Source organism: Micromonospora sp. USAFONa4 (assembly GCF_057197825.1).
This window is the reverse complement of record NZ_CM170072.1, coordinates 3,871,189-3,884,655: the sequence shown is the minus strand read 5'-3', so window position 1 is coordinate 3,884,655 and position 13,467 is coordinate 3,871,189. Positions and strand designations below refer to the sequence as shown.

Annotated in this window: 15 protein-coding genes; 4 read left to right on the top strand and 11 right to left on the bottom strand. The window is 72.5% G+C overall.

From position 1 onward, the window contains the following. Positions 1-5: 5 nt before the first annotated feature. Positions 6-890 carry a GNAT family N-acetyltransferase gene (locus tag AC0OO9_RS17155; RefSeq protein WP_484511113.1) on the bottom strand — a complete coding sequence of 295 codons (885 nt, stop codon included), beginning with the start codon at positions 888-890 and terminating at the stop codon, positions 6-8. Positions 891-1,437: 547 nt separating this feature from the next. Between AC0OO9_RS17155 and AC0OO9_RS17150 the strand changes: the two genes are divergently transcribed. Continuing rightward, entirely contained in the window at positions 1,438-2,322 is an 885-nt protein-coding gene (locus tag AC0OO9_RS17150) for a 1,4-dihydroxy-6-naphtoate synthase (protein WP_484511112.1), read from the top strand. Here the strand turns inward: AC0OO9_RS17150 and AC0OO9_RS17145 are convergent. Further along, positions 2,283-2,669 carry a cold-shock protein gene (locus tag AC0OO9_RS17145; protein ID WP_132231948.1) on the bottom strand — a complete coding sequence of 129 codons (387 nt, stop codon included), beginning with the start codon at positions 2,667-2,669 and terminating at the stop codon, positions 2,283-2,285. The genes AC0OO9_RS17150 and AC0OO9_RS17145 overlap by 40 nt on opposite strands. A gap of 34 nt (positions 2,670-2,703) precedes the next feature. Further along, entirely contained in the window at positions 2,704-3,327 is a 624-nt protein-coding gene (locus AC0OO9_RS17140) for an HAD family hydrolase (protein ID WP_393168900.1), read from the bottom strand. Between the two features lie 85 nt (positions 3,328-3,412). Here AC0OO9_RS17140 and AC0OO9_RS17135 point away from each other — a divergent pair, with 85 nt between their 5' ends. Continuing rightward, complete coding sequence (locus AC0OO9_RS17135) at positions 3,413-5,893, top strand: helicase-associated domain-containing protein (RefSeq protein WP_484511111.1); 2,481 nt, start codon at positions 3,413-3,415, stop codon at positions 5,891-5,893. A gap of 10 nt (positions 5,894-5,903) precedes the next feature. On the opposite strand, the gene AC0OO9_RS17130 is transcribed toward AC0OO9_RS17135, so the two are convergent. Together AC0OO9_RS17130 and AC0OO9_RS17125 are read right to left on the bottom strand one after the other, a co-directional pair. Next, positions 5,904-6,152, bottom strand: coding sequence for a hypothetical protein (locus tag AC0OO9_RS17130; RefSeq protein ID WP_484511110.1), 249 nt, complete (start codon positions 6,150-6,152; stop codon positions 5,904-5,906). A 127-nt stretch (positions 6,153-6,279) separates the two neighbouring features. Continuing rightward, positions 6,280-7,173 carry a L,D-transpeptidase family protein gene (locus AC0OO9_RS17125; RefSeq protein ID WP_484511109.1) on the bottom strand — a complete coding sequence of 298 codons (894 nt, stop codon included), beginning with the start codon at positions 7,171-7,173 and terminating at the stop codon, positions 6,280-6,282. A 175-nt stretch (positions 7,174-7,348) separates the two neighbouring features. Between AC0OO9_RS17125 and AC0OO9_RS17120 the strand changes: the two genes are divergently transcribed. Next, complete coding sequence (locus tag AC0OO9_RS17120) at positions 7,349-9,028, top strand: DNA repair helicase XPB (RefSeq protein ID WP_484511108.1); 1,680 nt, start codon at positions 7,349-7,351, stop codon at positions 9,026-9,028. Positions 9,029-9,122: 94 nt separating this feature from the next. Here the strand turns inward: AC0OO9_RS17120 and AC0OO9_RS17115 are convergent, their stop codons facing one another. From AC0OO9_RS17115 to AC0OO9_RS17090, 6 genes are all read right to left on the bottom strand, one after another. Beyond that, complete coding sequence (locus AC0OO9_RS17115; RefSeq protein WP_484511107.1) at positions 9,123-9,662, bottom strand: hypothetical protein; 540 nt, start codon at positions 9,660-9,662, stop codon at positions 9,123-9,125. Positions 9,663-9,803: 141 nt separating this feature from the next. Beyond that, the gene (locus AC0OO9_RS17110) at positions 9,804-10,352 is read right to left on the bottom strand and encodes a carboxymuconolactone decarboxylase family protein (protein WP_484511106.1); all 549 of its coding nucleotides are present in this window, start codon (positions 10,350-10,352) and stop codon (positions 9,804-9,806) included. Between the two features lie 91 nt (positions 10,353-10,443). Then, entirely contained in the window at positions 10,444-10,992 is a 549-nt protein-coding gene (locus AC0OO9_RS17105) for a carboxymuconolactone decarboxylase family protein (protein ID WP_484517974.1), read from the bottom strand. A 172-nt stretch (positions 10,993-11,164) separates the two neighbouring features. Further along, complete coding sequence (locus AC0OO9_RS17100; RefSeq protein WP_484511105.1) at positions 11,165-11,386, bottom strand: winged helix-turn-helix domain-containing protein; 222 nt, start codon at positions 11,384-11,386, stop codon at positions 11,165-11,167. Then, complete coding sequence (locus AC0OO9_RS17095) at positions 11,334-11,828, bottom strand: hypothetical protein (RefSeq protein ID WP_484511104.1); 495 nt, start codon at positions 11,826-11,828, stop codon at positions 11,334-11,336. The genes AC0OO9_RS17100 and AC0OO9_RS17095 overlap by 53 nt, the downstream gene beginning before the upstream one ends. A gap of 62 nt (positions 11,829-11,890) precedes the next feature. Next, a complete protein-coding gene (locus AC0OO9_RS17090) occupies positions 11,891-12,805 on the bottom strand; it encodes an RNA polymerase sigma-70 factor (RefSeq protein ID WP_484511103.1) in 915 nt (304 codons plus the stop codon). 167 nt (positions 12,806-12,972) lie between these two features. Between AC0OO9_RS17090 and AC0OO9_RS17085 the strand changes: the two genes are divergently transcribed. Next, a complete protein-coding gene (locus AC0OO9_RS17085) occupies positions 12,973-13,458 on the top strand; it encodes a carboxymuconolactone decarboxylase family protein (protein ID WP_484511102.1) in 486 nt (161 codons plus the stop codon). The last annotated feature ends 9 nt before the right edge of the window (positions 13,459-13,467 follow it).

The window sequence follows — 13,467 nt, the reverse complement described above, 5'->3', positions numbered from 1 at the left end:
CCCGCCTATGCGGAGGGCCGGTTCGCAGGCGCGGGTCGACGGTCGAGACGCAGGGCCCACGGCCGGCTCGTCTTGAACTGGTAACCGCAGGCGAGCAGCAGGTCGACACCACCGCCCTCGGCGATCGCGTGGGCCGAACGAATGCCCGAGCGGTCCATCTCGGCGGCGAGCATCGCGACCAACCGGCGCCCGATGCCGAGCCGTCGACAGGCCTCGGCGACGAGGACCCCGTCGAGCACGATCTCCCGCTCGTCGCTCGGGTCCTCGCCGTCGATGAGGTGCGGGCTGCGCTCGTGTGCCCGCAGCTCACCGACCAGCCCGCCGCCCGGCAGCTCGGCCACGAATCGCCACGACGTCGCCGGCAGACCGCCGCCCGTCACCCGCCGCAGCCGTACCGTCCGCCGAACCTCCTCGGCCCGTCGGCGCCGATCCCGGTATCGACGATTCCGCTGGTACGTGGCCGGCGGTACCGGTAACGGCCAGAGCGCCGGCGGCAGGTTGTACCAGTTCGCCCACCAGGCGCCCGGCCAGTCCTTCGGCTCCTTGACCTCCCAGGCGTCGAGGTGCGCCGGGTAGCGCCGCCCTGCTCCGTCCCGCAGCGCGTCATGCGGCACCGCCGGCAGCGACAGATCGGCGGCTCCGGCGGTGCCAGCGGTTACGGCGGTGTCGGAGGTGCCGCTTACACGGATCGGCACTTCCCCACCGGCGGCCCGGACGAGCCGCTCCACCGTGCGAAACCGTGGATCGGCGGCCCGGCCCGACTCGATCCGGGCCAGGGTCGCCTGGGGCACTCCGGACCGCTCGGCCAGTTCGCGCTGGCTCAGGTCCGCTCGGCGTCGTAGGGCCCGCAGGGCTGCGCCAAGGTCGACGGCTTCCGTCAGCTCTGTCACGAGAACATGCTTCCCGGCTTGGCGCGACGTCCTCAACACCCACCCGCCGCCTGTGGACAAACCTGTGGACAACGTCGATCATCAACGGATTGGCCATCGCACGGCTCGGCGACCAGCCAGGACCGCCCGGCCAGGACGTCCCAGCAGGGACGGCCTAGCCAGGGACGTCGGCCCGGGACGACGACCCTGCTCCGACGCTGTCGAGCTGAATCGTCTACGACATCAGGAGCCGCCTGCCGCCCGTGCCACGCGACAGGTGCCCCTGGGTCCGTCACACCCGAGGTGCACAGCCACGCGCCGCGGGCGAGCGGGCGGGGATGAATCGTCTACGACATCAGCTCGAAAGGGGCTACCGGACGAGGTCTGTCGGCAACGCGGCACACGCGCTCCCGTCCGCCGGGCACGTTCCGTCCGGGCGGAGGGACAGGCGGCGGGGCGGGCGGAACCCACCTGGCGCGGTGGCTGTCGGCCCGGCGACAGTGGGTCCAGGTCACACCGAGCCTGCCACGGTCGGGCGACCCACCCGGGGCGGGGATACGGTGAGGGTGTGGCGCTCTCGCTGGCTGTCTCGCCCTGCCCCAACGACACGTTCGTCTTCCACGCCCTGGTGCACGGTCTCGTGCCCGGCGCACCGCCGGTCGACGTCACGTACGCCGACGTGGACGTCACCAACACGGCCGCCGAGCGGGGTGCGTTCGACCTGGTCAAGGTGAGCTACGCGGCGCTGCCGTGGCTGCTGGACGACTACCACCTGCTGCCCTGCGGGGGCGCACTGGGCCGCGGCTGCGGCCCGCTCGTGCTGACCCGCGGCGACCATCCCGACCGGCCCGACCGGCTCAGCCAGCCGGACCGGCCCGACGGCCCCGGGCGCGCCGACCTGAGCGGCGCCACGGTGGCGGTGCCGGGCGACCGGACGACGGCGTACCTGCTCTTCCGGCTCTGGGCGGCCGACCGGCCCCCGGCGCGGATCGAGGTCGTGCCGTTCCACGAGATCATGCCGGGCGTCGCGGCCGGCCGGTACGACGCCGGCCTGGTCATCCACGAGGCCCGGTTCACCTACCCACGGCACGGCCTGACCGCCCTGGTCGACCTCGGCGAGTGGTGGGAGGCCGACACCGGCCTGCCCATCCCCCTCGGGGCCATCCTGGCGCGGCGCGGCGCGGTCGACCCGGAGGCCGCCGCCGGGTGGATCCGCGAGTCGGTACGCCAGGCCTGGGCCGATCCGGCCGCCAGCCGGGAGTACGTGCTGGCCCACGCCCAGGAGATGGAGCCCGACGTGGTGGACCGGCACATCGGGCTCTACGTCAACGAGTTCACCGCCGACCTGGGGGACGCGGGGTTCGCCGCCGTCGAGGCGTTGCTCGGCCGGGCCGCCGACGCCGGGCTGGTGCCTCAGACCTCCAGCTCGTTGGCGACCGCGTGGACCAGCTGAGCGATCTTCTGCGCCGTCTTGCGGTCGGGGAAGCGACCCCGGCGCAGGTCCGGCTGGACCTTCGCCTCCAGCACCTTGATCATGTCCTCGACGAGGCCGTGCAGCTCCTCCGCCGGCCGGCGACGCAACTCGGCCATCGACGGCGGGGCGTCGAGCAGCTTGACCCCCATCGCCTGCGCGCCCCGGCGGCTGTCCACCACGCTGAAGTCGATCCGCTGACCACCCTTGAGGTCGGTGACACCCGTCGGTAGCGCGCCCTTGGGCAGGAACACGTCGCCACCCTCGTCACTGGTGACAAACCCGTATCCCTTGGCCGCGTCAAACCACTTCACTCGACCCGTCGGCACCTGAGAACCCCTGCTTCGCTTGAGCTTGAGACGTCTACCGCTCCAAGGCTAGCCGGATCATGCCGTCCAGCGCCGCCGGGAATCCGGTGAGATCATCCAGCACCACCTCCGCCCCGGCCGCGCGCAGCTCGTCGGCGGTGCACGGGCCCGTGGCGACCCCGATGCCGGGCACGCCCGCCGCCCCCGCCGCCACCATGTCGGCCACGTGGTCGCCGACGTAGTGGGTCGCGCCGTGCTGCCGCAGGGCGGTCGCCTTCCCCTCCGCGAACAGGTCGCCGGCCACCTCGTCGACCACCAGGCCCAGGTGGTCGAGATGCAGCCGGGCCAGGCGGCCCTGCTTGGCGGTGACCACCAGTACCCGCCCGCCGCGTTCGCGTACCGCGTCGATCGCGGCGACCGCCCCGGGCAGCGGGACGGTGGGTGTGATCGCGTACGCCGGATACAGCTCGCGGTACGTCCGGACGGCCTCGTCGACCTGCTCCGGCGGGAACCAGCGGGCGATCTCCGTACGCAGCGGTGGGCCGAGCCGCGCCACGGCGGCCGCCGCGTCCACGTGCACGCCCGTGCGGGCCGTCAACGCCCGGAACGTGTCGGCGATGCCGGGACGCGAGTCGACCAGGGTCATGTCGAGGTCGAAGCCGACCGTCAGCGCTGCCATGCGGGAGAACGTACCCGCCCAACCCCGGGTCAGCCGGACGTCCGAGGGGCGGGAGGACCCTCTGCCGGGCTAGCGTGGAACGACGATGACCACCTCACTCGCCGACCACCTGCGGTCACTTCCCGACGAGTCGCTCGCCGCCCTCCTCCAGTTGCGGCCGGACCTCGTCGTACCCGTGCCGGCCGACGTCCCCGCGCTCGCCACCCGGGCCCAGTCGCGGGTCTCGGTGGCCCGCGCCCTCGACGCGCTGGACCAGTTCACCCTGCTGATGCTCGACGCCGCCCGGCTGACCCGGGACGCGGCCGAACAGACCACCTCCACCGACGCGGTGCTCGCCATGGCGACCGCCGGGCCGCAGCCGCCCGCCCCCACCACCGTCCGCGCCGCCGTGAACCGGCTGCGCGCGCTCTTCGTGCTGTACGGCCCCGAGAGCGCCCTGCGCGTGGTGGCGAGCGTCGACGAGGTCTCCCCGTACCCGGCGGGCCTGGGTCGACCGGCGGCGGAGCTCGGGCCGCGGGTGGCGGCGCTCTGCGCGGACCCGGCGAAGCTGCGGCGGACGTTGCTGGCCGCGCCGCCCTCGGCCCGGGCGATCCTGGACCGGCTGGCCGCCGGACCGCCGGTCGGCAGCGTGCCGGCGGGCGCGTTGCAGGCGCCCCCGCTCGGTGCGGAGGCCGACCTGCCCCCGGACCCGACGAACGGCGGCGTGCCGACCGGTTCGCCGGTGCGCTGGCTCGTCGACCACCACCTGCTGGTGCCGGTCTCCGGCGGCCGGGCCGGCGCCACGGGCACCGTCGAACTGCCCCGCGAGGTCGGCCTGCTGCTGCGCCGCGACAGCGGCCCGCTCGGCCCGCTGCGCAGCAGCCCACCGCCCGTGGCCACCGCGCCGCGCGAGCCGAAGGCCGCCGACTCCGCCGGGGCCGGGCAGACCATGGAGGTGGTACGCCACACCGAGGCGCTGCTGGAGCAGCTCGCCGCCGAACCGGCGCCGGTGCTGCGCTCGGGCGGCCTGGGCGTCCGCGACCTGCGCCGGCTCGCCAAGGCCGTCGGTGTGGACGAGTCGACGGCGGCCCTGCTGCTGGAGGCGGCGTACGCGGGCGGGCTGGTCGGCGAGGTCGACCTGCCCGGGGCCACCACCACCCGGCACGGCGCCGACCAGCAGGTCCTGCCCACCGCCGGGTACGAGGTGTGGCGGGCGGGGACGCTCGCGCAGCGCTGGGAGCAGCTCGCCCGGGCATGGCTGACCATGACCCGGCAGGCCGGGCTGGTGGGGCAGCGCGACGACCGGGACCGGCCGATCACGGTGCTCTCCGCCGAGGCGGAACGGGCCGGCGCGCCGGCCGCCCGACGGGCCGTGCTGGAGGTCCTCGCCGACCTGGAACCGGCCACCGGGCCCACCCCCGAGGAGGTGCTGGCCCTGCTCGACTGGCGGGCGCCGCGGCGCAGCCGGGGGCGGGAGGCCGCGCACCGGGAGGTGCTGGTCGAGGCGGCCACGCTGGGCGTGACGGGGCTGGGGGCGCTCACCTCGTACGGGCGGCTGCTGCTCGCCGACGTGACCGCCGCCGACGAGCGGGGCGGCGACGACCCGCTCGGCCTGCGGGCGGACACCGAGAGCGGCGACCCGACCAGCACCGTACGCGCGCTGGACGCGCTGCTGCCCGCCCCGGTGGACCACTTCCTCGTGCAGGCGGACCTGACCGTCGTGGTGCCCGGCCCGCCCGACCCGGCGCTGGCCGCCGAGTTGGAGGTTGTGGCGGAGCACGAGTCGGCCGGCGGGGCCAGCGTGCACCGGGTCACCCCGGCCAGCGTGCGGCGGGCCCTGGACGCCGGCTACTCGGCCGACGACCTGCACACCCTGTTCCGTCGGCGGTCCCGCACCCCCGTCCCGCAGGGGCTGACATACCTGGTGGACGACGTGGCCCGCAAGCACGGCGGGCTGCGCGTCGGCTCCGCCGGGGCGTACGTGCGCAGCGACGACGAGGCGCTGCTGACGGAGGTGCTCGCCGACCGGCGGCTGGAGCCGCTGGCGTTGCGCCGGCTGGCGCCGACGGTGCTGTCGACGCCGTACCAGGTGGGTCGGATGCTGATGGTGCTGCGCGACGCCGGGTACGCCCCGGTGCCGGAGGACGCGAGCGGGTCGGCGGTGCTCGCCCGCCCGAAGACCAGGCGGGCGCCGGCCCGGGTGCCGGTGACGACCCGGACGCTCGACCCGCTGACCACACCGAAGCTGGCCATGCCCCGCCTGCTCGGCGTGGTGGAGCAGATCCGGCGGGGCGACGCGGCGGCGCGGGCCGCGCGACGGGCGCCGGCCGTGGTCCGGGGCGGGGTCGGGCGCACCGGTCCGGCGCCGGTGCCCTCCCACAGCGACGCCCTCGCGGTGCTCCAGCAGGCTATCCGGGACCGGGCGCGGGTCTGGGTCGGGTACGTCGACGCGCACGGGGCGACGGCGTCCCGGCTCGTCCGGCCGGTCTCGATGGGCGCGGGCTACCTGCGCGCCGAGGACGACCGGACGGAGATGCTGCACACGTTCGCCCTGCACCGGATCACGGCGGCGGTGCTGGAGGACTGAGCGGTTCGGGTCAGCGCCGGCTGCGGCGTACGGTCCCGACGACGGAGACGATCAGCAGCAGCGTGAACCCGGCGCCGGCCGACTCACCGACCGAGTCGATGAAGCCCTGTTCGAGCACCAGCCAGCCGAAGAGGAACCAGCCGACGAGCACCACCCCCGCCACCCCGTACGCGACCATGGTGGCGGTGGAGACCTCCTCGACGGGCGACCGGTCGTGCGCGGGACTGTGCTCCGGTATCACTTCACGGTCGACCGTCATCTCCAGCCTCCCCGTCCGGTTCGACGCCTGGCATCCAGCGTGACACCGCCGTGGCGGGAGTGACAGGGGATAAAACCCCGATCGGACGAGTTGTGCGATCTCGGGGTGGCGTGGGCGGCCGGGCGGCTCAGGTGCCGGGGCGCCGCCCCACCAGCACCACCTTGCTGCCGACCTTGCCCAGCTCCCAGTAGCGGACGGCGTCGCCGGGCAGCAGGTTGACGCAGCCGTGCGACCCGATCGACTTCTCGTGCAGGTAGGTCGTGGTCTGGTGGAAGCCCATGCCCTGGGTGAAGTGCTGCCAGTACGGCAGCCACACCTCGTACGGGTCGGACCACTCCTTGACGTTGCGGTAGTTGATCGTGAACGTGCCGGCGGGGGTGCGGTAGCCGGGCATGCCCGTGCGGGTGACGGTCGGTTTCACGAGCACCTTGCCGTTGCGTACGACCCAGGTGGTCTGCCGGGTCAGGTCGATGCAGAAGGTGGTGCCCGAGCCGGCCCGGCAGCGCGCCGTGTCGGTGGTGGCCAGCCGCTTCGCCACGTCGTGGGTGGTGGGCCCGGCGCGACCGTGGGCGGGGCGGATGTCGTACCGCTTCTGGAACTTCCTGATGGCGGCGCAGTCGGCGGCGGACTGCCGGCCGTCGACGGTCACCCGCCCGAACCCGCCCAGCCGGGCCAGGTATGCCTCCACCTCGCGCTGGTGCTCGCCCTGCGGGCAGCCGGCGACGGACGGCGACACGGTGGGCTTCGTCGCTGGGCGCGTCGGCCGCACCGTGGGGCGCGTCGGTTGCGGCGTGCTCCGCGTCGGCTTGACCTTGGGCTTCGGCGGCGCCGTGGTCGGCTGCGCCCGCTGGTCCGGCCCGGGCGCGCCGCTCGCCCCCGTTACCCGCTCCGCAGCCCCGGCCGCGACGGGTCCCCCGCCCCCACCGCCACCGGCCTGCGGATCGAACGTGCACGCACCGGCACCGACCAGCGTGACCACTGCCAGGGCGAGCAGCCGGCTGCTGATCCGGACGTGTTTCATGCTGCCTCCCTGACAGGTGTTCCCTTTGCTAGACGTTGCGAGTGCCGCTCCGGTTGCTCCAGGTGACCAGATTTTTCTGCGGTCATCCGGCTGCGTGCAACACTGGTGGGTCGGCCTGGGCGGGTCAGTCGCCTCCCGGACAGCCGGCGACCCGACGTGGAGGAGAGGCACTGGCGTGAGCGGTGGACCCCTGATCGTGCAGTCGGACAAGACCCTGCTGCTGGAGATCGACCACCCGGATGCGCAGGCGTGCCGGATGGCCATCGCGCCCTTCGCCGAGCTGGAGCGCTCCCCGGAGCACGTGCACACCTACCGGCTGACCCCGCTCGGGCTGTGGAACGCGCGCGCCGCCGGCCACGACGCCGAGGGCGTCGTGGACTCCCTGATCAAGTACTCCCGCTATCCGGTGCCGCACGGGCTGCTGGTCGACGTGGCCGAGACGATGGACCGGTACGGCCGCCTCCAGCTCGCCAACGACCCGGCGCACGGCCTCGTCCTGCGGGCGCTGGACCGGCTGGTGCTGATCGAGGTGGCGAAGAGCAAGAAGCTCGCCGGGATGCTCGGCGCGAAGCTCGACGACGACACGATCGCGGTGCACCCGTCGGAGCGGGGCCGGCTCAAGCAGGCGCTGCTCAAGCTCGGCTGGCCGGCCGAGGACCTGGCCGGCTACGTCGACGGCGAGGCGCACGCGATCGAGCTGGCCGAGGCCGGCAAGGACGGCCGCAAGCCGTGGACGCTGCGGTCGTACCAGCGGGAGGCCGTGGAGGCGTTCTGGGCCGGCGGGTCGGGCGTCGTGGTGCTGCCCTGCGGCGCCGGCAAGACGCTGGTCGGGGCGGCGGCGATGGCCGAGGCGAAGGCGACCACCCTGATCCTCGTCACGAACACGGTGGCGGGCCGGCAGTGGAAGCGCGAGCTGATCGCGCGCACGTCGCTGACCGAGGAGGAGATCGGCGAGTACTCGGGCGAGCGCAAGGAGATCCGCCCGGTCACCATCGCCACGTACCAGGTGCTCACCTCGCGCAAGAAGGGCACGTTCACCCACCTGGACCTGTTCGGGGCCCGCGACTGGGGCCTGGTCGTCTACGACGAGGTGCACCTGCTGCCCGCGCCGATCTTCCGCTTCACCGCGGACCTCCAGGCCCGCCGCCGGCTGGGCCTCACGGCGACGCTGGTACGCGAGGACGGCCGGGAGGGCGACGTGTTCAGCCTGATCGGCCCGAAGCGGTACGACGCGCCGTGGAAGGACATCGAGCAGCAGGGCTGGATCGCCCCGGCCGAGTGCACCGAGGTACGCGTGACGCTCACCGACGCGGAGCGCATGTCGTACGCGACGGCGGAGGCCGAGGAGCGCTACCGGATGGCGGCCACCGCCCGCACGAAGCTGCCCGTGGTGAAGGCGCTTGTCGACCGGCACCCGGACGACCAGGTGCTCGTCATCGGCGGCTACATCGACCAGCTCCACCAGCTCGGCGAGTACCTGGACGCGCCGATCGTGCAGGGCTCCACCACGAACAAGGAACGGGAGCGGCTCTTCGACGCGTTCCGCTCCGGCGAGATCCGCACCCTGGTCATCTCGAAGGTCGGCAACTTCTCCATCGACCTGCCCGAGGCAGCGGTGGCGATCCAGGTCTCCGGCACGTTCGGCTCCCGGCAGGAGGAGGCGCAGCGGCTCGGCCGGGTCCTGCGACCGAAGGCCGACGGTCGGCAGGCGCACTTCTACACGGTCGTCTCCCGGGACACCATCGACACGGAGTACGCGGCCCACCGGCAGCGCTTCCTGGCCGAGCAGGGGTACGCGTACACGATCGTCGACGCCGACGACGTCCTCGGCCCGAAGCTACCCACGGTCGACTGACGGGCGGTACCACCGGGCCGATCGACTTCCCAGTCCTTACGCGATCACCCTCTGGCGCCGCCATCGACACCGAGGATGGCGCCACCGACGGCGGTCACCCGACGGGCAAGGAATCGACCGCGGCCGCCAGGAGATTGCGCAAGTCCTGCTCCGCGCCTGGAGGAAAGTTCCGGGGTTCGACCAGTTGGTAGGTCACGCGTACCTCGTAGTCGCCGTCGACCCAGGCGCGGCCATCGATGCGTGCCTCACCGTTCGCCCAGGGAGAAATCACCAGACACGAGGCGTCACCGGGCCCGCTGGACGTCGGCTTGGCCCCGATCTCGGCGCACTGTCGGGCCCGCCAGCCGCCGTCGTACATCTCGTTGCCGTCGACCGCGACCGTCACCTCCAGGTCGCCGCGCAGGGAACCGGTGCCGGCAGTGAGGTCGACGTCGCAGCTCTTACTACCGCTGCCGTCGCCCAACTGCTCTCGCGGCTCCCGCTTCGAGCCGGGGGCGAGCCGATCCAGCACCTCGCCGGTGATCAATTCGCACGGATCGGGAAGTGCCGCAGGCGCGGCGGGACCACTTCCGCATCCGGCCACACCCGCCGTCAGGACACCGACAGCCAGCACCGCGCAGGCGCGCAAACGCATTGGCCCTCCCCAGTTGAGCTTTCGAAGCTTGTGGGCGGTCCACACAGCCGACGCCCACCGGTCGCAGTGTGCATGATCCAATCAACTGGCCGCGAGATGCCCGATCGCCGTCCCAAGCTACGTACGGGTTGAGAACCAGACTCAGACCGTGTTGCGGTAGCCGGCGCCGATGACCCGCCGAGCCGTCTCGTCGTAGTACTTCGGGTCGCTCGGGGCGAACGTGCCGAGGCCGTCGACATACCGGTTGACCATGCAGAAGGCCGCCGCGATCAGCACCGTGTCATGGATCTCCAGGTCGGTGGCGCCCTCGGCGCGGGCCGCCCCGACCAGCTCGGGGGTGACGCTGCGTCCACTGCGCTGCACGGCCCCGGCGATGTGCAACAGGGCGCGCAGCTTGGCGCTGAGCGGGGCGCTGTCCAGGTCGGCGCGTACCTGGTCGACCAGGGTGATGCCCTCGTCGAGCAGGGCGGCGGCGAACGCCGAGTGGGCCGAGCAGCAGTAGGTGCACTCGTTCAGGCCGGAGACGTACGCGGCGATCAGCTCGCGGTCGGCCGTCGGCAGGCTGAGTGGCCCGCGCAGCAGGGTCTCGGCCAGTTCCAGCATCGGCTTGCCGGTCACCGGCCGGTACTTCAACGGGCCCCGGACGCCGGGGAACTCGTTCTCGTCCACGCCCAGGTCGATGTGCGCCATGACGTCACGCCCCCATTCGGCTAGCGGCCTGATGCTCCGGATTCTGCTCGTGGGCAGACGGTTCGGTCCGGTGGCGCCGACCGGATCGTCGTCAGACGACCCGGCGGTAGCCGGCGTGGACGATGCGCCCGGACGCCTGCGCGTACCACCCGGGGTCGGTCGCCGGTCGGGTGCCGAGGCCGTCGACGTACCGGTTGAACATGCAGAAGGCCGCCGCGATCAGCACCGTGTCATGGATCTCCAGGTCGGAGGCGTCCTCGGCGCGAGCGGCCTCGACCAGGTCGGGAGTGACCTCGCGCCCACTGACCTGGACGGCCCCGGCGATGCGCAGCAGGGCGCGCAGTTTCGCGGAGACCGGTGCGCTGTCCAGGTCGGCGCGCACCTGGTCGACCAGGGCCATGCCCTCGTCGAGTTGCGCCGCCGCGTACGCCGAGTGCGCCGAGCAGCAGTAGGTGCACTCGTTGCGCCCGGAGACGTACGCTGCTATCAGTTCCCGTTCCCCAGGCGTGAGCGGGTGCGGCCCCCGTAGCAGCACCTCGACCAGTTCCAGCAACGGTTGACCGGTCTCCGGCCGGAAGCGCAGCGGCCCACGGATGCCCGGAAACTCGGCCTCGTCCACCCCTAGTTCGATGTGTGCGATGGGGTCACTCTCCCGGATCCGACGGTCCCTGATCGCGCCTACCAATCGAACCTAGTGAATCGGTTGCGGCATCTCAAGAGCATGTTGCGCACTGTCGGGTCATATCCATGAGGGATGGTCGCCGGACCGCCGGAGCCTCAGCGAGGACAGCGGCCCCGCCCGAGCGACACGCTCAGGGCCGGGTGGACTCCGCGACGAAAACGCCGCGCCCCGGACGACCAACGAGCACACCCTGCCCCCGCATCGTTGCCACTGCGCGGTGAATCGTCGAGACCGACACGTCGTAGTGATCGGCCAGTTGCTGGGTGGACGGAATCTTTGTCCCGGGCTGAAACTCGTGCTCACCGTGGCCCGGATGCCGACTTCTCGATGTGCGGGCGGTTGCGGGTCGCACTGGTACGGACGTGCGTCACGTACTCGCTGGGTGCGGCTGGACCGCAAGACAGCAACCACGTTGCTGCGATCACCGTCAGAACCAGAGCTGGACCGGCGACGACCTCTGTTACGACAGCCCAGGCCGGAAACGGGCCACCGTCGTTCGGGACGCTCACGAGAAAGCCGCCATATGCCGACCGGACGAGGATCGGACCGGTCCACAGACAAAGCAGGGCGCGGACGGGCCTGACCCGGTGACGAACGAGCAGCCCACCGGCGGCGAACAGAACGGCCGCACCGGTCACCGAGGTAACCACCAGCATCAGCAGCAGGACGACATCCGTTCCGCCGCCGTACATCGCCTCCGCGTCAAGCGCGTCACGAAGGACGATGCGGGCTCCGCTTGCTGATTGCGCGAGAGCCAGCGCACCACCGGCGAACAGCAGGAGGGAAGGACGCACGGGGCACGCTACCAAGCTGGACCGGGATCGAACCGCGTCCATGGTGGACGAGGATTTCCGGCTCACCGGCTCAGGACGGTCTCCCGTTCCATGTGGGACAGCTTCTCGGGATTGCGTACGGCGTAGATTCCGGTGATGAGGCCGCCGTCGATGCGCACGGCCAGGACCGTGTCCATCTCGCCCTTGAGTTGGACGATCAGCGCCGGGTGGCCGTTGACCTGGGCCGGCCGCCACGACGTGCTGCCCGCGACCTTGCCCCACCCGCCGGCCAGCAGGCGGGCCACCTTGTCGGCTCCGAGGATGGGCCGCGGGACTGCCTGCTTGACGCCGCCACCGTCGCCGAGGAGAACCACGTCCGGCGCGAGGATGTCGAGCAGGCTCTGCAGGTCGCCGGTCTCGACCGCCCGCTGGAACGCGTCGAGCGCGTACCGGGTCTCGGCCGCGGAGACGACCCGGCGGGGCCGGCGCGCCGCGACGTGTGCCCGGGCCCGGTGTGCGATCTGACGGACAGCGGCGGGGTTCTTGTCGACGGCTTCGGCGATCTCGTCGTAACCGAGGTCGAACACCTCGCGCAGCACGAACACCGCCCGTTCGGTCGGTGCCAGCGTCTCCAGCACCAGCAGCATCGCCATCGAGACGCTGTCGGCCAGCGCGACGTCCTCGGCGACATCCGGAGCGGTGAGCAGGGGCTCGGGCAGCCAGGGGCCGACGTAGGACTCCCTGCGGCGGCTGAGCGTACGCAGTCGGACGAGTGCCTGGCGGGTGGTGATGCGGACCAGGTAGGCGCGCCGGTCCCGGACCGCGCACAGGTCGACGCCCGCCCACCGCAGCCAGGTCTCCTGCAGGACGTCCTCCGCGTCGGCGGCCGAGCCGAGCATCTCGTACGCGACGGTGAAGAGCAGGTTGCGGTGAGCGAGGAACGCCTCGGTGGCCGGACCCGGGCGATCGTCGGCGGCGGTCTGCGGCGTACCCACCATGGGTGGCTCCTGTTCCCTCTCGACTGCGTCACCCATCAGATGCCGGACCCGGCCGTTCTGTGACACCTCCGGCTGTGGCAGTCGTCACCCGGCCGCACCGTCACGTGGCGCTGCTCGCCGGCATCTCGTGTTCGTCCAACCGAACACCGGGAGTGAAGGACGGAAGCATGGACGCCCGATTCAACCTGTTCGACAACGAGATCGCCGGGAAGTTCGCCAAGCGGTTCGCGAACGCTGGCATGGTGATCCAGCAGTCGCCGCTGCCCAAGGCCACGCAGGAGCTGGTGTCGCTGCGGGCCAGCCAGATCAACGGCTGCGGCTGGTGCATCGACATGCACACCAAGGAGGCCGCAGCGGCCGGCGAGAGCGCGGTCCGGCTCAACCTGGTCGCCGCCTGGCGCGAGTCCACCGTCTTCACCGAGGCCGAGCAGGCCGCGCTGGCGCTCGCCGAGGAGGGCACCCGGCTCGCCGACGCCCACCAGGGCGTGTCCGACGAGACCTGGGCCGAGGTGCGCAAGCACTACGACGACGACCAGATCGGCGCGCTGGTCGCCCTGGTCGCCCTGATCAACGCGGCCAATCGGCTCGCCGTGATCGTGCATCAGCGAGGCGGTTCCTACCAGCCGGGCATGTTCGCCGCCGCGTTCGACTGATTCGAGATC

Bases quoted from the DNA above. Each gene is read 5' to 3' on its own strand.
- AC0OO9_RS17140 (WP_393168900.1), bottom strand. From the start codon at position 3,327: ATGGCAGCGCTGACGGTCGGCTTCGACCTCGACATGACCCTGGTCGAC.
- AC0OO9_RS17135 (WP_484511111.1), top strand. From the start codon at position 3,413: ATGACCACCTCACTCGCCGACCACCTGCGGTCACTTCCCGACGAGTCG.
- AC0OO9_RS17130 (WP_484511110.1), bottom strand. From the start codon at position 6,152: ATGACGGTCGACCGTGAAGTGATACCGGAGCACAGTCCCGCGCACGAC.
- AC0OO9_RS17125 (WP_484511109.1), bottom strand. From the start codon at position 7,173: ATGAAACACGTCCGGATCAGCAGCCGGCTGCTCGCCCTGGCAGTGGTC.
- AC0OO9_RS17115 (WP_484511107.1), bottom strand. From the start codon at position 9,662: ATGCGTTTGCGCGCCTGCGCGGTGCTGGCTGTCGGTGTCCTGACGGCG.
- AC0OO9_RS17110 (WP_484511106.1), bottom strand. From the start codon at position 10,352: ATGGCGCACATCGACCTGGGCGTGGACGAGAACGAGTTCCCCGGCGTC.
- AC0OO9_RS17090 (WP_484511103.1), bottom strand. From the start codon at position 12,805: ATGGTGGGTACGCCGCAGACCGCCGCCGACGATCGCCCGGGTCCGGCC.
- AC0OO9_RS17085 (WP_484511102.1), top strand. From the start codon at position 12,973: ATGGACGCCCGATTCAACCTGTTCGACAACGAGATCGCCGGGAAGTTC.